Here is a 23,840-nt window from a genome sequence, read left to right as displayed (position 1 = left end):
GTAGTGAATAGAAGCGCTCTATAAACCAAACAGCAATGGAAATCTAAAAGTAGTGAATAGACGTGATCTATAAACCAAAACCGCTTTGGAAATCCAAAAAAGTAGTGAATAGACCAGACCCATTCTTAATCACTGGGGCTGTCAACTAAAGTGTGTAAGTTATTCTAAATACTTTAACACACGATCTTCTATATGGTCATGAACAAACAATTGATTCATCACGATAACTCAATATCTTATGTAATGCTTCATCAATCGATCAAAGTCATTTTTTTCTAACATTGCATAAAAAGTAGATAGTTTAGCCCCATATACATCTTAAGTCTTAGTAAAAGATATTTCTCAAGCTCATTATCGGGGAACGGTATAGTCGGTAAGATAAAGATACGATAATGAAAGGAGGAAAACGGCAATGAAAAAATTTATGTTATTTCTCGGTGGAATGGTTGCATTATTCATCTTGCTTGTCAATCTCGGTCCGATGGTATTACTAGCAATCAGTGTAGGGTTACTTTATGTATGCTTCAAAAAATTCATCCAAACGGATTCCACAGCTGCAAAAGTTGGGTGGGTGATCCTTGGATTAATTGTTCTAAGCATTACCTTTTCAAACATTTATGCGGTTATTGGAATAGCAGCTGCCTATGCGCTTTATCTTATATATAAAAATTGGAATTCAACAGACAGTGATATCGTTCATGAAGTAAAAGAAGATGATGACCCATTTACCAATTTTGAACGACAATGGGCAGAATTAAATAAATAAAATAACATTAAAAGGAGAGATTTTTTATGGCAACGAATATTTTTACACGAATAAAGGACTCAGTTTCCGCGGATCTTCACACCATGATGGATAAAAAGGAACAAAAGAATCCAATTGCAGCATTAAACCATTATCTACGTCAAAGTGAACAAGAAAAGGAAAAAGTAAGAAAGCTTATTGACCGTCAGTATAAATTAAAGGAAGAATTCACACGCGAATACATGAAAGCACAAGATCTTGCAGATAAAAGATTAAAACAGGCGGGAGTTGCCGATCGTGCGCAGGAAGAAGAAATGCATGAATTTGCTTTAAAAGAATATGAAGAATACCAAGGTCGCGCAGATCGCATGAAAGCATCGAGAGAAGAAGCGATGAAGCAACTAGAAGATTTAGAGCAAAAATACGAAGAAATGAAGCATCGCTTAAAAGATATGCATTTGCGCAGAATGGAACTAATGGGGCGTGAGAATATCGCAAAAGCGAATCATCAGATTAACCGTGTGGTTACAGATTCAGCAGAAAAACCTTACTCCAAGTTTGAAGAAATGGAACAATATATTGAAAATCTAGAGTATAGAGTAAATAGCTCTTACTATCAAAGTACGTTCGATAATAAGATTGCAGCGCTTGAGAAGAAATTAGAAGAGAAAGAAAATGAAGTAAAATAGATTCGGTAGATAGGAAATCTTCATGATATACTAATACAGGCGTATTTACTTTGCGCCTGTATTTATTACATATTAAAATTAGATTAGTTATAATGAACAAAAGCATTTAAACAAAACAAAAAGAGAGGAGAATGGCAGATGTTCAAACAACTCAGCACGAAATATTTTAACTGGATATTGATCATCGGGGCTATTCTCTTTGTTTTTGAAATTATATTCTTCCACGGTGGGTCCTTGTTTTCCGCACTAATATCTGGATTCTTCGTGTATTTTAGTTGGAAAAGGCTGCACAGTTTATGGTGGAAAATTGTATTTGCGATTTCTTTAATTAGTTTCACCTTTTCATTTTTCAACTTATTGGCAATACGTTTCTTCATTGTTGCGGCGATTGTCTTTTTCATATTGAATTATATTAAATCAACTCAAGAACCTAGTCAGGAAACACCAGAATTTCCGGAAAAGGATTACGAGCGTGAAACCATGACATATGTAGAGCCTTTATTCGATGAACGTTTTTTTGATGATTATCGAACAGAAGAAACTGCTTATCAGTGGAAAGATGTTAACATGCATGGCATTTTCGGTGATCGTATTATTGATTTAAGTAATACCGTGCTTCCGAATGATACAGCAGTAATATCCATTCGTCACCTAATTGGTAATATTGAAATTTATGTTCCATATGAAGTTGAAGTCAGTATCCATCATAGTTCCGTTTTTGGAAGAGCATCGATATTTGGGGAGTATCATCAAAGGTTAATGAATAAATCTATTCATTATGAGACTGAGTCTTACAGTGTAACGTACCCAAGAGTAAAAATCATTACTTCGATATTTTCTGGAGACATTGAGGTGAAACGCGTATGAAGACGATTATGCGATATGTCCTCTTGTCAATTGCTTGTAGTTTTTTCTTAGGGTTTACATTTGTGGTCATGACTTTTTTAACCTTTTCCTTAAACGATTCCATCGGATGGAGTGCATTATGGGAAGCGAAAATAGGAGATGTATCTTTCTTATTAACATTAGTAGCTTTAACGATTATCTTCGGTACGGTCATTGGTACGATTATTGGCTGGTATTGGAAAGAGAACCTGAAGCAAATTGAAAAAATGTTAAACGGAATAATTCAAGGAGACAGACATCCTGAAAAAGAAGAAATTCCGAAAGAAATGGATACTATTTCGAACCGCATGAACCAGCTTCAAGATAAATTAAGAGTCCAAACAGAACATGCGCAACGGATTGCGACCGAAAGAGCAAATGAACGTGAACAAAGCTTGCAGGAAGTGGTAGTTCAGGAAAGAAATCGACTTGCAAGAGAATTACATGATTCTGTAAGTCAACAGCTTTTTGCTGCTTCGATGATGATGTCAGCAATTAATGAAGCGGGAACTTCTGAAGATGAAAACTTAAATAAACAGTTAAATATGGTAGAAAAAATGATCCACCAATCACAACTCGAAATGCGGGCATTATTATTGCATTTACGACCCGTAGCTTTAAAAGGAAAGTCATTGCAAGAGGGAGTCGAGGAGCTCCTACATGAATTAACGCAAAAAGTTCCATTAGAAATTGATGCAAAACTAGAGGATTTTAACACAGATAAAGGAGTAGAAGATCAGCTATTTCGTATTTTCCAGGAGTCTATCTCAAATACGTTACGCCATGCGAAAGCAACTACGTTACAGGTTCTCTTAATTGAGCGAGACCAAAATATTATTTTACGTGTGTCGGATGACGGTATTGGATTTCAAGCAGAAGATGTCAAAACAAGCTCTTATGGTATGCAGAATATGCGTGAACGCGCGTACGAAGTTGGCGGTACATTCAAGATAATAAGCGTACCGAATGAAGGAACACGATTGGAAGTAAAAGTACCTATCTTAAGAAAGGAAGATACATCCAATGATTAAAGTTTTATTTGTCGATGATCATGAAATGGTACGAATTGGCGTATCTGCATATCTTTCTTCACAACCTGATATTGATGTAATAGCAGAGGCAGATGATGGTACGCAGGCTGTAGACCTTGCATTAGATTTACGCCCAGACATTATTTTAATGGATCTTGTCATGAAAGAAATGGATGGAATTCAAGCAACGAAAAAGATAATCGAGGCGTGGCCAGAAGCAAAAATCATCATAGTAACGAGTTTCTTAGATGATGAGAAAGTATATCCTGCGTTAGAAGCTGGAGCGACAAGCTATATGTTAAAAACATCGAAAGCAAGTGAAATTGCGAAAGCCATTCGTTCGACGTATGAGGGACAGTCCATTTTAGAGCCAGAAGTGACTGGAAAAATCATGAATCGTATGCGTGCTGGTCAGGATACCGCACTTCACGAGCAATTAACTGAACGAGAAAAAGAAATTTTATTATTGATGGCAAAAGGGAAGTCGAATCAAGAAATTGCTAATGAATTGTATATTGCTTTAAAAACAGTAAAAGTACATGTGAGCAATATTTTAGGGAAGTTAGAGGTGCATGATCGTACGCAGGCTGTAATTTATGCATTTCAGAATAAGTTGGTAGAGTAGGATAATTCCTTAGCTTCAAGTTAGTTGTGAATACGTATTTTTAAGGTCTTTCTCATTTTTTGGGAAAGGCTTTTTTTAGTTGCCTTCATATAGTGGACAAAAGGAAAATAACTATTTGGTATGCAACCTATTGGAGAATCCTGCCTTAGACATTTAATGAAATTCTTATGTCTCTAAAAAAATGCTGGTTATATTCTATGAAACAATTTTTGTTTTCAGTTCTTTGGTACCGAAAAAGGTTAATAAAAATACATCGCGGGTACAATGAAAAGGTGAGTAAGGTTTAAGGAGGAATTTATTATTAAGCAAAAATATACAGCCATAACGGGAGCAAGTTCAGGAATTGGTTATGCAGCTGCCAAAAAATTTGCAAACCGAGGAAAAAATATAATCATTATAGCCCGCCGTGAAACGTTATTACATCAATTAAAGGATGAAATTTTGGAGGATCATCCTGAAGTCGATGTAGTGATTAAAGTCGCTGACTTATCTAATGCAACGGAAGTTATTCAGCTATATAAATCCTTAAAGCAATACCACATTGAAACATGGATTAATAATGCTGGGTTTGGTATTCATACACTGATGAAAGATGAAAATATCGAACGAGCACAAAATATGCTTCACTTGAATATCGAAGCGTTAACGATACTATCTACTCTTTATGTTCAAGATTATGCTAATGTAGAAGGAACGCAATTAATTAACATTTCCTCAACAGCGGGTTATAATATGGCTCCAACTGCGGTCATATATAGTGCTACGAAATTTTACGTTAGTTCCTTTACGGAAAACCTTGCCCTTGAGTTAAGAGAAAATGGTGCGAAAATGCAAGCTAAAGTATTAGCTCCTGCCGCAACAGAATCTGAATTTGCCAAAATTGCTAATAGCGATAAAGATTTTGATATGGACCAGGCATTTGATAAATATCATACCAGTGAAGAAATGGCTGATTTTTTGCTTCAACTATATGATAGTGACAAAATCGTAGGATCTGTTGTCTCGGAAGATTACTCATTTGAGTTAACGGATAATAAATTTCCGTATCTTGGTTGATGAATCGTTAACAGAATTAGATGTATATATGAAAAAGGAAGCTGTTAAGGGCTTCCTTTTTTGTATTTCATATAAGAAAAAAGTACAATTCAAAAAAACATCATATTCCTTTATAGCAATTTGGTCGTTTATTGCCGATCTCTAATTAATTTTGTTATAAAGATAGGTGGAACTAAATACTTTCTTTTTTTATGTATCCAAATTGTTCAGAAATTAACTTAGAAGTCATATTAACTTTTTTTACTAATTCAGTATTTACTCTATCAAGCGACACTCTATTAGTAGGACCTGATATACTAAAACTTGCTATTATATTACCTTTGTAATCATAAATAGGTGAAGCTATACAGCGAATTCCTTCTTCATTTTCAACATTGTCCAATGCATATCCTTGTACTTTTACTTTTTCTATTTCCTTCCTAAGCTTCTCTTGTGAGGTAATGGTTAGTGCAGTCCGTAATTCAAAAGTCATGTTATTAATAACTTCTTCAAAATAAATTGGATTCATGCCAGAAAGAAGAACTTTACCAACAGCAGTACAATAGAGGGGAGCCCGACTTCCGATTGTAGAATACATCCTGATGTTCTGATTCTTTTCTTTTTTATCTACATAAAGGACTTCCCCATTATTTTCCACACATAAATGAACCGTTTCATTAACATCTCTAGATAAATTAACAAGGTAGGGTTCTGCAACCTTAATTACATCCATGTTGTTTAACATCACACTTGTTAATTTTATTAATTGATTACCAAGCATATATTTTTCAGTTTCAGGATCTTGTTGAACATAACCTAAATTTACAAGTGTTGAAGTAATTCTATGTGTTGTACTTTTTGTTAAGCTAGAATTTTCAGCCAATACAGTTATTCTTAAACCATCGGGATTATTTGAAAGTACCTTTAAAATTGTAAAAGCACGTTCAATAGATTGAACGTTTGACATATTGTTCTCACCCTTTTCTTAAAGATATTGCTACCACTTAATAGTAGAGGATAAATTATCTTTTGTAAATTGAGTTTCGATTAGTAAGTTAAATATTCAATTTATTTTTAATTTTTGTATTGTTAAAAATGTAAGCGCTTGTTATAATTATTTGTGGAACTTGATTCCGTATTACGGAACAAAAAGAAAGATAAGGAGGTTTTAATAAGTAAGTTTTATACTTTAATGGTATCGCTTACATTAGATTCTCTGATAAGTAAAGAGAGGAGAGTAATTTTATGTTAAAGAAGAAGGTTTTAATAACTGATTGCGATCATGGAAATGTAGATGTTGAAAAAGAAACACTCGAAAAAGAAGGGATTTCTTTTGAATTGGAACAGTGTAATACAGAAGACGATTTAATTTCAAAAGGTAAGGGTTATGAAGTATTTATTAATCAGTATGCACCAATCACAAGGAGAGTTATAGAAAACTTACCTGATCTAAAACTAGTTGTCCGATATGGTGTTGGTGTGGATAACGTTGATACAGATGCAGCAACTGAACATGGTGTTCAGGTATGTAATGTTCCGGATTATGGAATGAATGAAGTAGCTGATCAAGCATTAGCGATGATGTTGAATTTTACTAGAAGTATATCTCTAATGAATAGTTATGTTCGTAAGGGGATTTGGGATTATCAAAAAAGTGTGCCTCTATACCGGCATAGTGAACAAACAGTAGGGGTTATCGGAGTTGGTAGAATCGGTAGTTCTTTTGCAAAGAAAGTAAAATCTTTAGGTTGCAGAGTCGTGGCTTACGATACGAAGTATTTAGACAATAAATCTAAAAAATCACCCGAATATATTGATGAATTCTTGTCATTAGATGAACTATTAGAGCAAGCCGATGTTGTTTCAATCCACTGTCCTTTAGATAAAGCACGCAATCTAATAGATGAAAAAGAGTTACTTAAAATGAAGCCAACAGCCTATTTAATCAACGTCTCTAGAGGTGGAATTATTAATGAAAAAGCTCTAAACAAGGCATTAACTAATCATTGGATCGCTGGGGCCGCAGTAGATGTTGCGGAGAACGAACCACTACAACCAGAATCAGCGTTACTAGAACATGATAATTTTATTTGTACACCTCATATGGGATGGTATTCAGAGCAAGCAGCATTAGAACTAAAAAGAAAAGTTGCAGAGGAATCTATTCGATATATGAATGGAGATCAAGTACATTACCCAATTAATTTCAAAAACGAAAAGGAGAGTATTCAATGAGGAAACTTAGAAAATCATTCTTAATGGTAGTTCTACTAACTTCTACTATCATGCTAGCTGCTTGTGGAAGTGATGATGCAACAGCAGATGGAGAAAGTGGAGACACAAAATTATTAAAGGTAGCATTTAATCAACCTGAAAGTCACCCACAATTTAAAGCGATGGAAGCTTTTGGCGAGAAGTTAAATGAATTAACGGATGGTCAATACGAAGTGGAGGTTTCTCCGAATGAGCTATTAGGTGCCCAAAGAGAGACAATTGAACTTGTTCAATCAGGGACAATAGACATGTCCATTGTCGGCGGAAGTTTGATGGAAAACTTTAACGAGGATTTTTCCGTATTTAATCTGCCATATGTATTTGATTCAGTAGAACATCAAATGTCTGTGGTTAACAACCAGGAAATTGTAGGTGACTTATATAAATCAGTCGAGGAAGACGGTATGACAGTTTTAGGTGCTTTTCATGGAGGAGTACGTAATGTTTATAATAATAAACAGCCTATACATACGCCAGAAGATATGGAAGCATTAAAAATTCGTGTTATGGAAAGTGATACAAACGTTAAAATGATGGAGTTAATGGGAGGAGTAGGTACTCCGATGGGGCAAGGTGAAGTGTATACAGCTATTCAATCAGGAGTTCTAGACGGTGGAGAAAATAACGAACTAGTCTATAATGACCTGAAACATGGAGAAGTAGCCTCTTACTATAGCTATACGCAACACTTGATGGTTCCAGATTATCTAATTATTAATTCAAATCTATTCAATGGGATGAGTGATGAACACAAAGAAATATTTAGAGAAGAATTATCTAAAGCAATCGATATGGAAGTAGATCAATTTGATGAGGATGTACAAGCTGCTAAAAAAGAAGCGGAAGAACAAGGTTCTGAATTTAACGATGTAGATATTTCTGTCTTTCAAAAAGAAGTAGAGCCTTTAATCCAAGAAAAATTGACTGCTGAAACTGCTAAAGAGTTATATGAGGAAGTAAGAACAGCAGTTGAATAGATGGAGTGATGTATATGGAAGCAGTAAAAAAAGCTTTAGATAAAACGCTTGCAGTCATTTGCATTGGATTATTTGGTTTTTTAGTATTGCTAGTTACTTGGCAAGTATTTACTCGGTTTATTTTGAATAACCCTAGTGTTTTCTCAGAAGAGTTAGCAAAATATTGTTTTGTATGGTTAGTTTTATTTGGTGCTGCATTTGTCTTTGGTGAAAGAGGTCATATGGCTGTTGAATTTATAAAGAATAAATTTCCGACTAAGGTTAAATTGATGATTGAGATTCTAATAGAAGTTATCACGATTCTATTTGCATTAACTGTACTCCTGATAGGGGGATATTTAGCTGTAGATGTAGCATGGAATCAGCTTTCTGCTTCACTACAAATACCGGTAGGATATTTATACGCAGGCATACCGATTAGTGGTTTATTTATTGTATTTTATTGTATATATAATATCACTAATATAATTAAGAACAACAAAACCATAGAACAGCTTTAGTTCTAATAGGAAGGAGATTACTATATGGATATAGCTGTTCAAGCAGGATTAATTCTCCTAGTGGGTATTGTGTTTCTACTCATTATAGGGGTACCAATAGCAATTAGTGTAGGAGTAAGTTCTGTTCTTGCTATGTTTACAATACTAGAGTTTGATAATGGTCTTCTCACATCGGCACAACGAATGTTCACTGGTATTAATTCATTTACGTTGCTAGCAATCCCGTTCTTTGTGTTAGCAGGAGTAATTATGAATAATGGAGGCATAGCATCGAGATTAATCAATTGTGCGAAAATTTTAAGTGGAAAAATGCCTGGATCATTAGCGCATACAAATATTTTAGCTAATATGTTATTCGGTTCTATTAGTGGATCTGCTGTAGCTGCAGCTGCTGCAGTCGGAAGTACGATGGGAGAGCAACAAGAAAAGGAAGGGTATAAAAGAGAGTTTAGTGCAGCTGTAAATATAGGCTCAGCCCCAACAGGTATGCTCATACCACCTAGCAATATAATGATTGTCTTCTCACTTGTAAGTGGTGGTACTTCTATAGCGGCTTTATTTTTAGCCGGATACGTACCTGGACTATTGTGGGGGATTGCTTGTATTCTTGTAGCCCTCATTATTGCTAAGAAGAGAGGTTATAAAAGCCAAATAAAAATAAGTTGGAAACAAAAATTATTAGTGATATTGGATGCGTTACCAAGCCTCTTGCTTATTGTAATAGTAATTGGAGGTATAGTAGGCGGGGTGTTCACAGCCACGGAAGGATCGGCTATAGCAGTAGTTTATTCCTTACTATTATCATTTGTTTATCGGTCAATTAAGATAAGAGATTTACCAAACATTTTATTAGAAGCTACTAGAACAACTTCAATTGTGGTGTTTTTAATAGGTGTTTCTACCATTATGTCTTGGGTAATGTCTTTTACAAACATTCCAGGACTAATAGCAGATCTATTACTTTCCATTTCGGATAACATGATTATTATTTTATTAATCATGAATATCGTTTTACTTATAATTGGTACCTTTATGGATCCGACACCGGCAGTACTTATTTTTACACCCATTTTTTTACCTATCGCATTAGATTTAGGAATGGATCCAATCCATTTTGGGATTATGATGGTACTAAATTTAAGTATTGGAACAATTACTCCTCCTGTTGGACCAGTTCTATTTGTTGGAGCTAGAGTTGCTAAATTACCTATAGAAAATGTTATTAAGCCATTAGCACCATTCTTTCTTGTGACGATTGTCTTATTATTATTGGTTACTTTTGTTCCAGCTATATCTCTTTCTATTCCTAAATTATTTGGGGTATTAGATTAGAAATTATATTGTAGAAAATTAAATATTCAGATGGAAGGAAATGTGTTATGGATACAGTAATTTATGCTGGACCAAAGAATATTTTATTTCAGAAAAATCAAAACCCAACTCTAACCAAGGGTTGGGCAATTATAAAAACTTCATATGCTGGGATTTGTGGAAGTGATTTAAGTATATTTGCAGGCGTACATCCACGTGCAGAAGCCCCTTTAGTTATGGGACATGAGTTCTCGGGTACCATTGAAGAAGGTCACCCAACTTTAAAGAAGGGAACTAGGGTAACGGTTAATCCTTTATTGCGCTGTGGTGAATGTCATCCATGTCGAAATGGCTATAGCCATGTATGTGAGAACTTAAAGCTAGTTGGTATTGATTGTGATGGTGGAATGGGGGAGTATGTGAAAGTTCCTATACATAGCATCGTACCGTTGAAAGATAACATTTCAATGAAATTAGGTGCGCTAATTGAACCTGTTGCAGTTGCTGTGCATGCGATAAGACAAGGTAATTATATATCTGGTGATAGTGTAGTAATATTCGGAGCAGGAACCATAGGTCTTTGTGTAGCTTTAACTTTAAGATCTTATGGAGCAAAGAAGTTAATAATTGTTGAACCGAATAAATTACGTATAGAGAAGGCGAAAGAACTTGGTTTTCAAACGATTGATCCATTATCTGATAGTATAACGGAAAAAATATTAGAAGAAACCGGTAATGTTGGTGTAGATTATGTCTTTGATTGTGCGGGGCATCCTTCTGTAGTCGAAGCTATTACAGATGTTGTAAAAGTAAGGGGCAATATAATTGTTGTAGCTATGTATAAGCAACCCCCCATTCTTGATATGAGACAAGGAATGTTTAAAGAATTAATTATTAAATTTGTGCGAGTATATACAGATAAAGATTTTCAAATAGCGATTGACTTAGTAGGCGATCATAAGGAGTATGAAGAAATAATAACGCATGTCCTACAACCAGAAGAAGCCGAGAAAGGCTTTGAGTTATTAACAAGGCAAACAGATGCAGTGAAAGTAATGTATGAATTCAATAGGAGGCAATTGTAGTGAATGAATTGTTCGATTTGACAGGAAAAGTAGCTGTAATAACAGGTGGAAATAGAGGAATTGGGAAAAGTATTGCATCTGGGTTGGCTAGTGCTGGGGCAAATATAGTTATAATTGCTAGAAATGTTGGTGAAGACGTACTTCATGAAATAAGAAAAGAAGGGGTTGATGTGATAGGTATTAATTTTGACTTATCGAACTTTCAAGAGTACGAAACAGTGGTCCAAAAAGTAATAGCAGAATTTGGAAAAGCTGATATTTTAGTGAATAACGCTGGCGTACAAATTCGTCATCCATCTGTTGAATTTCCAAAGAATGATTGGGATGCTGTTATTGATATTAATACAAATGCTGTATTTTTTCTCTGCCAAGCATTCGGTAAACATATGCTAGAGAGGAAGAGTGGAAAAATTATTAATCTAGCATCGATGCTTTCATATGAAGGTGGTTATCTCGTGCCAGCTTATGCTGCGAGTAAAGGAGCTGTTAAGCAATTTACTCAATCTTTATCTAATGAATGGGCGGAATTTGGAATTAATGTTAACTGTATTGCACCGGGTTACTTTGAAACAGATATGAACACAGCAATTATTGAAGATGAGAAGCGTTACAATAGTATTTTAGAACGAATTCCTGCAGGTAGATGGGGGAAACCAGATGATTTAAAAGGTATCGCAATATTTTTAGCATCACGAGCATCTGATTATATGAATGGATTTACTGTAGCTGTGGATGGTGGATATTTAGGAAGATAATAATCTTAGGAAGGGGAATGTTAAAATGGAAATAAGATATGCAACAAATCCAAGAGATTTTAAAAATTATGATAATGAGCGAGTTAGAGAGGATTTTTTAATAAACAATCTTTTTGAAAAAGGAAATATAAATATGGTCTATTCTCACTATGATCGTTTAATTGTTGGGGGCGCTGTTCCAATAAGCTCTCCTTTACGGTTAGAAGATAAAGAAACGTTGAAAACAGAATTCTTTTTAGAGAGAAGAGAGGTAGGCTTCTTTAATATTTCAAATAGTAAAGGGAAAATTACTGTCGATGGTGAAGTATATGAGTTAGATCATAGAGATTGTTTATATGTAGGAAAAGGAAATAAAAACATTTTAATTGAAAGTATAGATTCAAATAATCCAGCAAAAATTTATATCGTTTCTGCAACTGCTCATAAGAATTATCCTACTCAAAAAAAATCTTTACAAGAAGCAACTCATAGACACTTGGGAGATGACGCCCAATCGAATAAACGAGATCTTTATCAATTTATACATGCAGATGGAATTCAAAGTTGTCAATTAATGATGGGGATGACTTTCTTATCAGAAAATAATATGTGGAATACCATGCCGCCGCATGTTCATGACAGAAGAATGGAGGCTTATTTATACTTTGATTTAGAAGAAGACGAAAAGATAATGCATTTTATGGGCAAGCCAAATGATACACGGAATATTATAGTATCAAATGAGCAAGCGGTTCTTTCACCACCATGGTCTATTCACTCAGGTGTTGGAACTAAAAATTATACATTTATTTGGGCAATGGCCGGTGAAAATTATACCTTTGATGATATGGATCATGTAGACAAGAACGAGCTAAAATAATATGAAGCTACTATAAGCCATTTGATAGAATAGTAACCTTATTTTTTGAACGTCTTCTCTATTGGTAAAGGTGTTTATTTAACTAATGAATATTTAAGATCGTCCAGGACTTGCTACTTATATCGACTGCTTTATCACAAATTAAATTACACTTAAGTTCGATTATAGCAGCAAGGTTTAGAGTTATGGTTGATATTAAACAATAGTAAATGGAAGGATAAAATAGTTCGCACCAAAAAAGTGTGGACTATTTTATTTGTACTTATCTATATTAGTAATATAAGTAAAACGGAATATTTTAAATACATATTAATGGAATATATGTAGGAATAAAGATGCATTTTGTGATTATTTTCTACTATTGATTTAATCATTTTTCCTAATTGTTTATACTTGTTTTAATAACAGAGTCTAAGAAATTATAACTATATTAATGTAAAGAGGGAATTGCTATGGATGCTTCTTTTCAAATAAGTCAGTTAACAAGTGAAATCTCAAATTATAATGCTACGATACAAGCAAATAATGAAAAAATTAATCGGCTTGAAAACTCGTATACAAAAATATTAGGAGATCAAGATGAACTCAGTATGCAAAAAGGAGAGGCTAATCGCCCTGAAATAACAACGGATTTATGGCATGGAAAACATGCCAATGACTTTATGAATAAAAGGGAAAGTATTAAAAAGGAATATAACAATATAATGAATAACGATGTTAACGTGCTACTTGATAATATTTCTGAGGCAATTAGGCAATTAAAGAGTACGAATGCAAATTTATCTAGTTTAATTGAAACGAATCAAAATAGGATTCGTACATTAAGACAAATGGAGGAGGATTGATTATGCCAGAGATTAAAGTTGACCCGGATAAAGTAACACCTATATTAAACAATTTAAAAAGAAAAACAGAAGATTTAGAAACTAGCAATCCAAATCCGACATTTTCAACATCTGATTTAGACTTACTAATAAAGATTCAGTCGATTGAGGAAAACTACTATTCTACATTAAATAATTATAAGGATGCACTGATTAAAGTAGAATCCAGTGTAGATGAAGCTGTTCAAGCTTACGTAGAAACTGATGAAAATCTTGCGAAACAAATAGGACCTCTTCCTGTTAAATAAAAAGAACTGTATCAAGTGGATAAGGAGTTTATACAATGAAAGTAATCAAAGTTGATGAGGTTATAGGTGGTTTAGAAAAGATCATTGATATAAAAACAAAAGAAAAAGAGCAAATTCTAAGCATCCGTGATGGATTGAATAAGATAATAGATCTTAATGATGCGTTGAAGGGAGAGGGAGGAGATGCAATTAAAGAACATTTTATGACATTGCACTTTCCTGCTGTCACTCTATTTAACTTGTTTTTGGAAGAGTATATCAAAGTATTGGAGCAGATAAAGAAATTAGTTCTTTCATTTGAAAATGAGAACGGTGTTGTGCGTGAAGAGTTTATAGAGAGTGATATAAAGAATGGTTTAACGAGATTAGAAGATTTAACACATGAAATTGTAAATGATATTAACAGTCATTATAATGAAGTCAGTGACTTGGTCCCTAATAGTTCTGTGAGAACATCTCAATTTGATTATCAAATAGCAAGTACACGAACTGTACTAAGCGATACACTAACTAAATTTGCTGATCTGGATGAGAATAGCACTTCAAATTTACAAAGTTCCTCAGCTTCATTGGATGAAATATCAGCTTTTATTTCAAAGATTAAGGGCTGGACTAAAAATGGGGTGTTTTTAACTTCATCTCAGATTGAAGAAGTAGAAGATTATTTCTTAGAGTCAAATGTAATACAAGATATGATTGATAGTGCAACCAAACTATCCGTTGAACAAGGAGATTCGACTATACAAGGAGAGATAGCAACCTGGTTATCTAATTTAGGTAAGTTCAATGGTGCATATAATGTAGCGAAAGGCGCTCTTGCTTTTCAAATTTTAAATAGCGGTATGCTTACAATGGAGAAAGACGGTAAAGGAAACTTTATTGTAAGAGCAACCGATGCTTGGACACAAAACAAGAGTGGAAAATATAATTCAAAATTAGCAGAGAGAGTCTACAAGTTATTGCAATATGGAGACAAAAATTCCATTAATCCTTTAAAACGTTATATTGGAAAAGCGGGTAGATCTCCTAGTGGTGTACTTAGAGAAATTATAGGCTTAAATAGTGCTACGAACAGAATAGGTTTTGGGAAAATAGCAGATAGTTATTCTTCTAGTGTTTTAGTATTTGATAAAAATGAACTAAAGAATTATGGAATGAAAGTGGATGTTAAAGGAACCGCAAATCAATTATCAACACAAGGTGGTTTAGCTAAATTTGCTAAAAGAATTCCTTATGTTGGAATAGCGTTTTCCATTGGTACGAATTCAGGGGAGTATTATAGTGATGAAAATAAACATAAATCGGGTGCTGAAAAAACAGGAAGGTTTGCAGCAGGCATAGGTTTAGATGCAGGGGTTGCAGGGGTTACGACGGTAGGTGCAGGTATAGGGACATTGATTTGTCCAGGAGTCGGTACTATAATAGGTGGCGCAGTTGGAGCCGGAGTTGGTATTGTCGGTTCATGGCTTGCTGAAGATACTGTGAAAGATTGGGGAGAAAGTGCTGGTCGTTGGGTTGATGATCGTTATGAAGATGTAAAAGATTGGGGTAATGATGCTGTAGATTGGGTTGAAGAAAAATCAGAAAAACTAGTATCCAGTGTAGGTGATTTTGTTTCCGGTATTTTTAATTAATTTTTAGGACGGGGAGCTATCGATGTGAATAATCAATATCAAGAAAAAATATTCTCTATAGGTTCTGGGATTAAATCCTTTGTGAAATTAAATATAGTACTATTTCTTATCGTACTTATGTTCTTTATTAATTATTTTGCATGGAACGACGATAGTAAAGTTTCGATATTTATATTTATAATTTTTTCGGAACCATTTATCATTTTATATTCAACAATAAATTGCTTTAAACCTTATGAAAAAATTAAAAAAATAGAATTTGATAAAGAACAACCAAAAGAGTGGATTGCATTATCGATTGTGATAATCTTCCTATCATCGTTTTCACTAATTTTCTTAGGTGCAAATATTCCTTATCCAAGTACAATAATTTTCTTGATATTAATGACAAACTTCATGGTTGCCCTTTACTCTGTGTTTTTTCATCCAGTTGCGATAGGGTTTTATGAAGCGAATGTCTATTCTGAGAAATCAACAGTATTTGATTACATTTTCAAATACATAGCAATTTTCTTTTCAGGAATAAATTATTATGTACAAATTACATTATTAAAGCTGCCACTGTTTATAAATAAATTAATAGCTATTGTTTTTGTTTTGTTATTATTGTGGCAAGCATTTGGTGTAATAGGATTGTTTGAGTGATAAATTAATATGAAAATCTGATTTGTGTAATTAAAGGAGGGCAAACGATGCAAAGAACAGAAGAAATTAGACTTTCCATGCATGAATTTGTTTCTGCTCTTGCACTGTGTGGTTATGATTCAATGGCTAGACAAGTGATAAATGAGCAGGAATTAATAAAAAATGAAACTGAATTTACTCGTTTCATAGATGAAACGGAAACGAAACTAAAACAGAAAGGCTATTGGGATGATAACAGAGAATCCAATCTAGCGAAAGGATTAGAGGATTTGCTTTATCTACTTGTCCATTCAAAGAAAAAAGTTCGTTGCATTCAGATGCGAGAAAAACAAGTTTTGATTATTCATTCGTTAAACAACAATAATGCACTTCTTCAAAGAATACAGACGGGGGAGCATACATTTTCATTCCATCACAGTGGAGATGGATTTTATGATATTCTTCGTAATCATTATGGAATGGCGAATATCGAAATTAACGTGGAGGGATGGCAACCAATACAAATGACAGATGAGATGTTTGATGAATTACATACTACAGATCCTGAAATTTTACATGCAATGAAAGAAGATGAAAATCAAGCTATTCCATTGCGTGAATTCGTAAGTGATTTTTTGAAAAACGGTCAAGAATTCGATAATATTTCTTTTATGGTATCCAATTATGTAAAAGACCAGTCAGAGTTTGATGAAGTTCAATTCTTGTTACCGGCTAATAATTATATTTGGCACTTGAATTATGAAAACGTGGAAATAAAGAAGGAAGTAGTTCTTCAACCGATTCCTGTACAATCGTATTTTGAGGAAATTGATAAGGCTATGAAAAAGTTTTTAAATGAATAATTTCCATTAAGACTATCATTTTTGAAGTGATCGAAATGAAAAAAGAGTGTTCTCATTCGAACACTCCAAAAAAATACTATAAATCTCTCTCTTATATGCTAAACTCTTATCGTCACGCCGCTAATCCGTCACGCCGATAAGAGCTATAGCTGGATGCTAGAAAAATTGAACTAAATTAAGGAATAGATGAAGTGTGCAACTCCATCTTCAGTATTTGAAAGGGTAATTTCATTACAATAATCTTGTATTTCTTTAGGAGCATTCCCCATTGCTGCACTTCTTCCAGCTAGTTTTAACATAGATATATCGTTAAAGCTATCACCTACTGCAGCTGTATTGGTTAAATCTACATTCAACTTATTTGTAAGCATTTTAAGTGCATTTCCTTTTGAAGCATTCTTGTGCTCTAGTTCAAAGTTATTTTGAGCAGATTTTACAATTGATAAACCCTCAAACTGCTCAAAATGTGCCCAACCTTTTTGAAGTTTCTCTTGGTGAAATGAAAAAGCCAGAACATTATAAAAGTCAATATCATAATCAATCAAATCTTGATAAGAATCGATAACCGAAAAACCATATTGACTAAATTGTTTATTCACAGCTGCTTGAAGATCATCGATGCTAACTTCTTTATTTGCACTAATTACCTTGTCTATTTCAACGGCTAAAAGATCTCTGCCTTTTTTAGGAGTAAATATAGATTGGTTACTAAGAATTTCGTAATAAAAATTTTCTTGCTCCAGCCAACGGAGAACATCAATAGCATCATTCTTGTTTATGGATGTAGAATGAAATAATTCTCCATTTGGTCGATGTATCGTTGCACCATTCGCACCAATAATCCAGGTATTTATTCCAGTTGTTTCAAAAATAGATTGAACGTCAAAATGTGCTCTCCCAGTAGCAATTACTACTTCTACTCCGTTGGCCTGAGCAGATTTAATCGACTCTAAGTTTGTCTTACTGATTTCATTCCGTTCGTTAAGTAGTGTACCATCTAAGTCTACGGCAATTAAATTCACCATATCATTCATCTCCTTGATCATTAATCTCTGCTGTTAAAAGTTCAACATGATGTTTATGCAGCAATTCCCTAAATGCTTGTGGCGGTGTTTTATCTGTAATTAATAAATCAATATCTTGTAAATCCGCAAATCGGAAAAAATCCGTATTTCCTAATTTAGTATTGTCAGCTAATGCGATTACCTGCTTAGCCTGTTGTATCATTTTTCTTTTCACTGCACCATCTTCTTCATGTGCAATTGTTAATCCACTTTCAGAGATACCTACAACTCCAATAAAAACTTTATCTACATTGTATTCGGAAAGTTTATCTATTACAGAAGAGCCATATACATATCGATGCTCTTTTTCCAAAATCCCACCTAACAACTGAATATTGATATTTGAATTAGAGGATAATACTTCTGCTTGATTAATAGAATTGGTGATTATCGTACATTCGGTATTGTTAATATGCTCAGCACATGATTGTACTGTAGTTGAAGCATCTAAGATTATCCTGTCACCCGGATAAATTAACGATGCTGCTTTTTTACCAATCACCTTTTTCTCATCTGAAACAATGTTTAGTCGATGGGAGTAATTTTTAATTTCTGTATGGATGGAAGGGAGGAGAGCTCCACCACGAGTGCGCACAATTTTGCTTTCTTCTTCAAGCTTCACCAGATCTCTACGCGCAGTATCTCTCGATATATTGAAAAGTGAACATATTTGTTCAACGGAAATTCTTTTATTTTCTTTTAAATAATCCAATATAGATAACAATCTTTCTTCTTGATACAAAGAAATCTCCTCCTTTTAAGTAATTATACAATAAAATTAAGTGTTTGTAATTATAAATAAGCAAAAATAAGTAATTTTATAAGATTGGATATAAATTTATAATATAGCTTCGTTGTAAAAACCAAAATAAGCCTAAAGTTTGTGAGAAGTAGAAAAGAGAGCAGTTGTAAAAAACATAACTTACTTATAATCCGAAGAAAGTAGTGAATAAAGTGGCTCTAAAAACGAAAAAAGCCTTATAATCCGAAGAAAAGTAGTGAATAGAGTGGTTCTAAAAGCTATAATTCTTTAGAAATCAAAATAAACAGAACAAAGTTAAATCTAAAATAAGTTGGAAAACAAAATGCCCTGGTTTGCATTTAATAGCAAACCAGGGCTAACTAGCAAGCAGATTTACGTAATTAATCCCAAAATATTTTTGTGATTAATTATATAACTCTCTGTGAATTATTCGAGATTTGCGTGCTTGCCGTACATGGTCTGAGAATCTAATCCTTTTTTGTTCATAAACTTCAGAATTAGAGCATCGTAAAATAACATCATTGTTTGCTCAAAAAGAGAGCCCATTGGTTGGATAGTTTGGTAATTATTTTCTGTGTGATTTTTCGTAGCTCCGGGTAAATGAACTACAATATCTGCTAACTTTCCAATTGTGGATTCCGGTGCAGTAGTTACTACCGCAACCGTGCCCCTAAAGTTTTTGGCTTTTTCAGCGATGGAAACTAAGGTTTTTGTTTCTCCTGAACCTGATCCGATAATTAACAAGTCGTTTTCTTCTAAATTAGCAGTTACGGTTTCTCCCACTACATATGCATCAATTCCCATATGCATCATTCTCATCACAAAAGATTTTCCCATAAACCCAGATCTTCCGGCACCAGCGACAAAAATTTTATTAGATTCTGTGATACTATCTATTAATTTCTCTGATTCATTATCAGAAATTAACCGGATTGACTGGCTTAATTCCTGTATGATTTCAGAAGCATACTGTGTTGTTTTCATTATTTATCACTATCCTAATTGGATTAATTCTTTCATTTCACGAGCAACGGCTTGTTTATCTTCTTTGCTTGTGATTCCGCCACCTACAATGATGAGGTCGGGTTGGTGCTTAATTACTTCTGTAAGTGTTTCTTGCTTGATTCCGCCTGCGATAGCTGTTTGGGCTTGTTTAACAACACTTTTAATGGTTGCAAGATCTTCAAAAGAGTTCTTACCTACAGCTTGTAAATCATAGCCAGTGTGTACACAGATGTAATCTACACCTAGTTCATCTAATTCTTTTGCACGTGTTTCAATATCTTTTACGGCAATCATATCGACAAGGATCTTTTTGTTATGTTTTTTTGCTTCTTCCACGGCTCCTTTGATCGATTGATCTTCGGCTGTACCAAGAATTGTAATAATATCAGCTCCTGCTTGAGAAGCTTGACTTACTTCATATCCAGCTGCATCCATAATTTTGAGATCAGCTAATACCGTTAAGTTCGGGAAAGCAGCCTTCATTTCTTTTACTGCTTTAAGTCCTTCATTAATAACGACGGGTGTGCCAATTTCTACGATGTCAATATATGATTCAACTTCCTTTACTAATTCGATTGCTTCTGGAATGTTGACAAGATCTAATGCTAGTTGTAATTTCATATTGAACTCTTCCTTTCTTTGGTTAACTTTAAAGTATGATGTCCATTATAAGTTCTAACTATCATGAACGGAAGTACGCACTTTTAACTCATATAGTGACAAAAAGTATACTGTAAAAATCAGGATTATTTGTTGCAAATAAAAAACCATATACATTTGTACATGGTTGATTATGTGTTATTCGTTGAATTTTCTTTAGAACGATCTAGATGGTCTTCTAAAAAATCTTTGTAATCTTTACCCCAATCATACATTGCTTCTAATATCGGCATTAATGTTTCTCCTCGTTCCGTCAGCGAATATTCTACTTTCGGAGGTACGACGGGATAAACTTCACGATGAACAATAAAGTCAGATTCTAATTCTCGAAGCTGATTTACGAGCATACGCTGGGTAATATTAGGCATGAGTGATTTCAACTCGTTAAATCGCTTCGTACCTTCTTTTCCTAAATACCAAAGAATTAGCATTTTCCACTTACCGCCAATTACTGCTAATGTTAATTCTTTTTCACAGTTGAAATCTCTATTGCAAACATGTCCCATGCTTTTTCTCCTTTCAAAATAACGATAGCTATCTGAACGATTGTAAAAAATTATATCGTTTATATTTGTGTGCATCAAATAAGAGGAATTATTTAAATGTTCATAAAATAAAATATTCAAAGTATAGAACATTGGTAAAACTATTAAAATCAAAGTAAACTTACCTATATTTTCAAGCGGAAATATGTTAATCTAACGTTGTGAATTAAATAGAACACTGCAGTATTGTAGGAGAGGTTCGCGATTTAAATCCCTCTATAAAAAACTAAGGAGATAAACAACACGCTTCTTTGTGTTGTTTTTTTTGATTGTATGGACTGTGAAAGTAAAACGGTCACTCATCAGCAAACATTATTTTCTTCTTCTTTTTTATATGGGATGGATTCATATTTGAGGAAAAGAGAGGAGAAATAATATGTTTAAAAAGCCGAAAGTTTCTATTGTTCAACAAATAAGGGGGAGATTGAAATGATGCAACAAATATATCCTGTTATCCCCCATTCGTATGCTTATGAACTTAATAAGGATTTTCATTTTTCAGCAGCTCATTATATTCCACAAGATCAAGCAGGTAAGTGTCAACAAATGCATGGACACACGTATTTTACAAATATAACAGTTGTTGGAGATGAACTCGATGAAACTGGATTTTTAGTAAATTTTAAACAGATTAAGGATTTGATTCATAAACGCTTTGATCATGGAGTAATCAATCATGATTCTGCTTTTTCAGATGAACAAGCAATTGACTTTCCAACCACAGAAGTAGTCTCTCGTAAAATTTATGAAATCATTCAGGATTATTTAGATGGTTTGCAAAATAAACCGAAATGTATACAGGTTTATTTACGAGAAACTCCTACTAGTTACTGTATCTATCGTCCGAGAGGGGAGAAATCAACATGAAGATTCCTGTTTTAGAAATATTCGGTCCTACTATTCAAGGGGAAGGTATGGTCATTGGCAGAAAAACGATGTTTGTGCGTACTGCAGGCTGTGATTATTCCTGTTCTTGGTGTGATTCTAAATTTACATGGGATGGATCGGAAAAAGACTCGATTCAAATGTTGGAACCAGCAGAAATTTTTGATTCTTTAAAAGAAGTAGGAGGCAACAAATTTGGCCACGTAACGATTTCAGGTGGAAACCCTGGATTATTGAAGCAAATAGATAGTTTGGTCGATTTATTGCATCAACACCAAATAGAAGTCGCTCTGGAAACACAGGGAAGTAGATGGCAAAATTGGTTTACAAAAATAGATGATCTAACATTATCTCCTAAGCCACCAAGTTCAGGAATGAAAATTAATTTTACTACGCTTGATTACATTATTGAGAGATTACATAAGGAACAAGATGGACATTTTAGTTTGAAAGTCGTTATTTTTGATGAAGAGGATTTGGCCTACGCAGAACAAATACATGAAAGATATCCATCTGTTACATTATTTCTACAGGTAGGAAATGATAATCTAGAAGCGAATGAGAATGAAAGCTTATTATCTGATCTATTGGAGAAATATGAGAAATTGATCGATCGTGTGATGGAAAATAAGTTACTTAAGGATGTTCGAGTATTACCACAATTACACACTTATTTGTGGGGGAACAAGCGGGGGGTTTAATCCTATATTAAAAAACAAGGAACCGATGTTGCCAGCGTTCCTTGTTTTTAAATTCATGCGAATCTATTTAAAGAAAAATGGGATATATCCAAACTAGTTTTTCCTCGAATGGCTAATTGACTCAATAATTCTCCTACGCCGCTGCTAAATTTGAATCCGTGACCAGAGAACCCACAAGCGACTAGTACATGTTGATAGTTTGGAAGTCGATCTATGATGAAATTGCCATCTGGTGTATTCGTATAAGTGCATACTTTTCCTTGTCTATGCTGTAATTCAGGAGACATATATCGATGAACAAATTGGCTGACATCTTGTTCGTCTTCGGAATATGTACCAAATTTTTTCAAAGGTTCATCTGCCTTCACAGGTTGGCCACCATCATGTCTGCCAACTTTTATACCAGCTTTATCAATACTCGGGAAGCCGTAATATGTTTCGTTTCCATTATCAAAGGACCAAGCAGGAAAGATATCAGAATGATAAATAGATTCGGCTGCTGAGAACCACGAGAACGTTTTACGTATTGGAAATAACGGAAGCTGATAGCCAAGTAAGGATAGGATTTGATTCGTTCCTTTCCCAGCAGTTATGATAAGCTGTTTTGCTTTAATCGTATTACTAGATGAATGAATTGTGATGCGTTGATTCGTTACATCCAAACGGTGAATACATGTATTTGTATAAATTGTAGCGCCAAGTGCTGTAGCAAGTTCTCGATAAGTCTGAAGGGCATTTTCACTCATTAACACTCCAGAATTAATTTCATAAACCCCCATTAAATGATTTGGTAAGTGATATCCTGGCCATCTATTATTTATTTGCTCTGCTGATAGAATCTCAGTTTGTAAATTATATTGACGAGCAGATTGTATCACATTATGTAAAAATACAGAATTCTCCGGTCCTATATTTAATACACCTGTTTGGTGGAACACATCTTGATTAAACGTTTGATTAAGGTCGTTCCACAATTCTTGCGACCTCAATGCCAAAGGTACATATGCTGCGCCCTCACCATATGCATGTCGTATAATACGGGTTTCTCCATGATGAGAACCTTCTGTATGAGGTGGATCATTCGAGTCAATAAGTGCTACCGTTTTTCCAGCTTTTGAAAGATAGTATCCTGCTGATAATCCCATTGATCCTGCTCCAATAATTGCAATGTCATAAATCAAGATTAACCCATC

At 34.1% G+C, this 23,840-nt stretch carries 27 protein-coding genes and 1 riboswitch; of the genes, 20 read left to right on the top strand and 7 right to left on the bottom strand.

The genetic code is table 11. From position 1 onward, the window contains the following. Positions 1 to 412: 412 nt before the first annotated feature. From C794_RS15245 to C794_RS15220, 6 genes are all read left to right on the top strand, one after another. Positions 413 to 766, top strand: coding sequence for a lmo0954 family membrane protein (locus C794_RS15245; RefSeq protein ID WP_017798023.1), 354 nt, complete (start codon positions 413 to 415; stop codon positions 764 to 766). A gap of 26 nt (positions 767 to 792) precedes the next feature. Next, the gene (locus tag C794_RS15240) at positions 793 to 1,434 is read left to right on the top strand and encodes a PspA/IM30 family protein (RefSeq protein WP_017798022.1); all 642 of its coding nucleotides are present in this window, start codon (positions 793 to 795) and stop codon (positions 1,432 to 1,434) included. Between the two features lie 138 nt (positions 1,435 to 1,572). Next, complete coding sequence (gene liaF, locus C794_RS15235; RefSeq protein WP_017798021.1) at positions 1,573 to 2,301, top strand: cell wall-active antibiotics response protein LiaF; 729 nt, start codon at positions 1,573 to 1,575, stop codon at positions 2,299 to 2,301. Then, on the top strand, positions 2,298 to 3,350 hold the full coding sequence (locus C794_RS15230; protein ID WP_017798020.1) for a sensor histidine kinase: 1,053 nt from the start codon (positions 2,298 to 2,300) through the stop codon (positions 3,348 to 3,350). Before liaF ends, C794_RS15230 begins: the two co-directional genes overlap by 4 nt. Then, positions 3,343 to 3,975, top strand: a complete 633-nt coding sequence (locus C794_RS15225; RefSeq protein ID WP_017798019.1) for a response regulator — start codon at positions 3,343 to 3,345, stop codon at positions 3,973 to 3,975. Before C794_RS15230 ends, C794_RS15225 begins: the two co-directional genes overlap by 8 nt. Before the next feature lie 297 nt (positions 3,976 to 4,272). Beyond that, positions 4,273 to 5,031 (top strand): SDR family NAD(P)-dependent oxidoreductase, encoded by a 759-nt coding sequence (locus tag C794_RS15220; protein WP_026133819.1) that lies wholly within the window; start codon positions 4,273 to 4,275, stop codon positions 5,029 to 5,031. A 172-nt stretch (positions 5,032 to 5,203) separates the two neighbouring features. Here C794_RS15220 and C794_RS15215 read toward each other — a convergent pair whose 3' ends face one another. Then, the gene (locus tag C794_RS15215; RefSeq protein WP_017798017.1) at positions 5,204 to 5,977 is read right to left on the bottom strand and encodes an IclR family transcriptional regulator; all 774 of its coding nucleotides are present in this window, start codon (positions 5,975 to 5,977) and stop codon (positions 5,204 to 5,206) included. A 278-nt stretch (positions 5,978 to 6,255) separates the two neighbouring features. Between C794_RS15215 and C794_RS15210 the strand changes: the two genes are divergently transcribed. From C794_RS15210 to C794_RS15155, 12 genes are all read left to right on the top strand, one after another. After that, the gene (locus tag C794_RS15210) at positions 6,256 to 7,245 is read left to right on the top strand and encodes a C-terminal binding protein (protein WP_017798016.1); all 990 of its coding nucleotides are present in this window, start codon (positions 6,256 to 6,258) and stop codon (positions 7,243 to 7,245) included. After that, positions 7,242 to 8,261 (top strand): TRAP transporter substrate-binding protein, encoded by a 1,020-nt coding sequence (locus C794_RS15205; RefSeq protein WP_017798015.1) that lies wholly within the window; start codon positions 7,242 to 7,244, stop codon positions 8,259 to 8,261. Before C794_RS15210 ends, C794_RS15205 begins: the two co-directional genes overlap by 4 nt. Before the next feature lie 14 nt (positions 8,262 to 8,275). Next, on the top strand, positions 8,276 to 8,761 hold the full coding sequence (locus C794_RS15200; protein ID WP_017798014.1) for a TRAP transporter small permease: 486 nt from the start codon (positions 8,276 to 8,278) through the stop codon (positions 8,759 to 8,761). A 24-nt stretch (positions 8,762 to 8,785) separates the two neighbouring features. Further along, positions 8,786 to 10,093 (top strand): TRAP transporter large permease, encoded by a 1,308-nt coding sequence (locus tag C794_RS15195; protein WP_017798013.1) that lies wholly within the window; start codon positions 8,786 to 8,788, stop codon positions 10,091 to 10,093. Positions 10,094 to 10,140: 47 nt separating this feature from the next. Then, entirely contained in the window at positions 10,141 to 11,157 is a 1,017-nt protein-coding gene (locus C794_RS15190; protein ID WP_017798012.1) for a zinc-dependent alcohol dehydrogenase, read from the top strand. Next, positions 11,157 to 11,912, top strand: a complete 756-nt coding sequence (locus C794_RS15185; protein ID WP_017798011.1) for a glucose 1-dehydrogenase — start codon at positions 11,157 to 11,159, stop codon at positions 11,910 to 11,912. The genes C794_RS15190 and C794_RS15185 overlap by 1 nt, the downstream gene beginning before the upstream one ends. A gap of 25 nt (positions 11,913 to 11,937) precedes the next feature. Next, the gene (kduI, locus tag C794_RS15180; RefSeq protein WP_017798010.1) at positions 11,938 to 12,771 is read left to right on the top strand and encodes a 5-dehydro-4-deoxy-D-glucuronate isomerase; all 834 of its coding nucleotides are present in this window, start codon (positions 11,938 to 11,940) and stop codon (positions 12,769 to 12,771) included. Between the two features lie 452 nt (positions 12,772 to 13,223). Next, complete coding sequence (locus tag C794_RS15175) at positions 13,224 to 13,616, top strand: YwqH-like family protein (protein WP_017798009.1); 393 nt, start codon at positions 13,224 to 13,226, stop codon at positions 13,614 to 13,616. Between the two features lie 2 nt (positions 13,617 to 13,618). Then, positions 13,619 to 13,903 carry a YwqI/YxiC family protein gene (locus C794_RS15170; protein WP_017798008.1) on the top strand — a complete coding sequence of 95 codons (285 nt, stop codon included), beginning with the start codon at positions 13,619 to 13,621 and terminating at the stop codon, positions 13,901 to 13,903. A 35-nt stretch (positions 13,904 to 13,938) separates the two neighbouring features. Then, a complete protein-coding gene (locus C794_RS15165; RefSeq protein WP_017798007.1) occupies positions 13,939 to 15,537 on the top strand; it encodes an LXG domain-containing protein in 1,599 nt (532 codons plus the stop codon). A 24-nt stretch (positions 15,538 to 15,561) separates the two neighbouring features. Continuing rightward, positions 15,562 to 16,182 (top strand): hypothetical protein, encoded by a 621-nt coding sequence (locus C794_RS15160; protein WP_017798006.1) that lies wholly within the window; start codon positions 15,562 to 15,564, stop codon positions 16,180 to 16,182. A 47-nt stretch (positions 16,183 to 16,229) separates the two neighbouring features. Next, on the top strand, positions 16,230 to 17,024 hold the full coding sequence (locus C794_RS15155) for a hypothetical protein (RefSeq protein WP_017798005.1): 795 nt from the start codon (positions 16,230 to 16,232) through the stop codon (positions 17,022 to 17,024). 170 nt (positions 17,025 to 17,194) lie between these two features. Here the strand turns inward: C794_RS15155 and C794_RS15150 are convergent, their stop codons facing one another. From C794_RS15150 to hxlR, 5 genes are all read right to left on the bottom strand, one after another. Continuing rightward, positions 17,195 to 18,049, bottom strand: a complete 855-nt coding sequence (locus C794_RS15150; RefSeq protein WP_017798004.1) for a Cof-type HAD-IIB family hydrolase — start codon at positions 18,047 to 18,049, stop codon at positions 17,195 to 17,197. 1 nt (position 18,050) lies between these two features. Beyond that, positions 18,051 to 18,830 (bottom strand): DeoR/GlpR family DNA-binding transcription regulator, encoded by a 780-nt coding sequence (locus C794_RS15145; RefSeq protein WP_017798003.1) that lies wholly within the window; start codon positions 18,828 to 18,830, stop codon positions 18,051 to 18,053. A 447-nt stretch (positions 18,831 to 19,277) separates the two neighbouring features. Then, positions 19,278 to 19,835: a 6-phospho-3-hexuloisomerase gene (gene hxlB, locus C794_RS15140; protein ID WP_017798002.1), complete on the bottom strand. Its 558-nt coding sequence runs from the start codon at positions 19,833 to 19,835 to the stop codon at positions 19,278 to 19,280. A 9-nt stretch (positions 19,836 to 19,844) separates the two neighbouring features. Next, entirely contained in the window at positions 19,845 to 20,477 is a 633-nt protein-coding gene (gene hxlA, locus C794_RS15135; RefSeq protein ID WP_017798001.1) for a 3-hexulose-6-phosphate synthase, read from the bottom strand. Between the two features lie 170 nt (positions 20,478 to 20,647). Further along, on the bottom strand, positions 20,648 to 21,022 hold the full coding sequence (gene hxlR / locus C794_RS15130; RefSeq protein ID WP_017798000.1) for a transcriptional activator HxlR: 375 nt from the start codon (positions 21,020 to 21,022) through the stop codon (positions 20,648 to 20,650). 227 nt (positions 21,023 to 21,249) lie between these two features. Continuing rightward, a riboswitch (PreQ1 riboswitch) is annotated at positions 21,250 to 21,297 on the top strand. Between the two features lie 193 nt (positions 21,298 to 21,490). Between hxlR and C794_RS15125 the strand changes: the two genes are divergently transcribed. Next, positions 21,491 to 21,928 (top strand): 6-pyruvoyl trahydropterin synthase family protein, encoded by a 438-nt coding sequence (locus tag C794_RS15125; RefSeq protein ID WP_017797999.1) that lies wholly within the window; start codon positions 21,491 to 21,493, stop codon positions 21,926 to 21,928. Further along, complete coding sequence (queE, locus tag C794_RS15120) at positions 21,925 to 22,647, top strand: 7-carboxy-7-deazaguanine synthase QueE (RefSeq protein WP_017797998.1); 723 nt, start codon at positions 21,925 to 21,927, stop codon at positions 22,645 to 22,647. The genes C794_RS15125 and queE overlap by 4 nt, the downstream gene beginning before the upstream one ends. Before the next feature lie 53 nt (positions 22,648 to 22,700). Here queE and solA read toward each other — a convergent pair whose 3' ends face one another. After that, a complete protein-coding gene (gene solA / locus C794_RS15115) occupies positions 22,701 to 23,828 on the bottom strand; it encodes an N-methyl-L-tryptophan oxidase (protein WP_017797997.1) in 1,128 nt (375 codons plus the stop codon). Positions 23,829 to 23,840 lie beyond the last annotated feature (12 nt).

Source organism: Oceanobacillus kimchii X50, from assembly GCF_000340475.1.
Classification (GTDB): domain Bacteria; phylum Bacillota; class Bacilli; order Bacillales; family Amphibacillaceae; genus Oceanobacillus; species Oceanobacillus kimchii.
This window is presented reverse-complemented; position numbering and strand designations above follow the sequence as displayed.

What these genes read in the sequence shown, in the direction of transcription:
- C794_RS15195 (WP_017798013.1), top strand. Translation starts at nt 8,786, where the DNA reads ATGGATATAGCTGTTCAAGCAGGATTAATTCTCCTAGTGGGTATTGTG.
- hxlA (WP_017798001.1), bottom strand. Translation starts at nt 20,477, where the DNA reads ATGAAATTACAACTAGCATTAGATCTTGTCAACATTCCAGAAGCAATC.
- C794_RS15210 (WP_017798016.1), top strand. Translation starts at nt 6,256, where the DNA reads ATGTTAAAGAAGAAGGTTTTAATAACTGATTGCGATCATGGAAATGTA.
- C794_RS15155 (WP_017798005.1), top strand. Translation starts at nt 16,230, where the DNA reads ATGCAAAGAACAGAAGAAATTAGACTTTCCATGCATGAATTTGTTTCT.
- liaF (WP_017798021.1), top strand. Translation starts at nt 1,573, where the DNA reads ATGTTCAAACAACTCAGCACGAAATATTTTAACTGGATATTGATCATC.
- hxlB (WP_017798002.1), bottom strand. Translation starts at nt 19,835, where the DNA reads ATGAAAACAACACAGTATGCTTCTGAAATCATACAGGAATTAAGCCAG.
- kduI (WP_017798010.1), top strand. Translation starts at nt 11,938, where the DNA reads ATGGAAATAAGATATGCAACAAATCCAAGAGATTTTAAAAATTATGAT.
- C794_RS15205 (WP_017798015.1), top strand. Translation starts at nt 7,242, where the DNA reads ATGAGGAAACTTAGAAAATCATTCTTAATGGTAGTTCTACTAACTTCT.
- C794_RS15230 (WP_017798020.1), top strand. Translation starts at nt 2,298, where the DNA reads ATGAAGACGATTATGCGATATGTCCTCTTGTCAATTGCTTGTAGTTTT.
- C794_RS15225 (WP_017798019.1), top strand. Translation starts at nt 3,343, where the DNA reads ATGATTAAAGTTTTATTTGTCGATGATCATGAAATGGTACGAATTGGC.
- hxlR (WP_017798000.1), bottom strand. Translation starts at nt 21,022, where the DNA reads ATGGGACATGTTTGCAATAGAGATTTCAACTGTGAAAAAGAATTAACA.
- C794_RS15190 (WP_017798012.1), top strand. Translation starts at nt 10,141, where the DNA reads ATGGATACAGTAATTTATGCTGGACCAAAGAATATTTTATTTCAGAAA.
- C794_RS15215 (WP_017798017.1), bottom strand. Translation starts at nt 5,977, where the DNA reads ATGTCAAACGTTCAATCTATTGAACGTGCTTTTACAATTTTAAAGGTA.
- queE (WP_017797998.1), top strand. Translation starts at nt 21,925, where the DNA reads ATGAAGATTCCTGTTTTAGAAATATTCGGTCCTACTATTCAAGGGGAA.
- C794_RS15170 (WP_017798008.1), top strand. Translation starts at nt 13,619, where the DNA reads ATGCCAGAGATTAAAGTTGACCCGGATAAAGTAACACCTATATTAAAC.
- C794_RS15125 (WP_017797999.1), top strand. Translation starts at nt 21,491, where the DNA reads ATGATGCAACAAATATATCCTGTTATCCCCCATTCGTATGCTTATGAA.
- C794_RS15240 (WP_017798022.1), top strand. Translation starts at nt 793, where the DNA reads ATGGCAACGAATATTTTTACACGAATAAAGGACTCAGTTTCCGCGGAT.
- C794_RS15150 (WP_017798004.1), bottom strand. Translation starts at nt 18,049, where the DNA reads ATGGTGAATTTAATTGCCGTAGACTTAGATGGTACACTACTTAACGAA.
- C794_RS15175 (WP_017798009.1), top strand. Translation starts at nt 13,224, where the DNA reads ATGGATGCTTCTTTTCAAATAAGTCAGTTAACAAGTGAAATCTCAAAT.
- C794_RS15200 (WP_017798014.1), top strand. Translation starts at nt 8,276, where the DNA reads ATGGAAGCAGTAAAAAAAGCTTTAGATAAAACGCTTGCAGTCATTTGC.
- C794_RS15165 (WP_017798007.1), top strand. Translation starts at nt 13,939, where the DNA reads ATGAAAGTAATCAAAGTTGATGAGGTTATAGGTGGTTTAGAAAAGATC.
- C794_RS15245 (WP_017798023.1), top strand. Translation starts at nt 413, where the DNA reads ATGAAAAAATTTATGTTATTTCTCGGTGGAATGGTTGCATTATTCATC.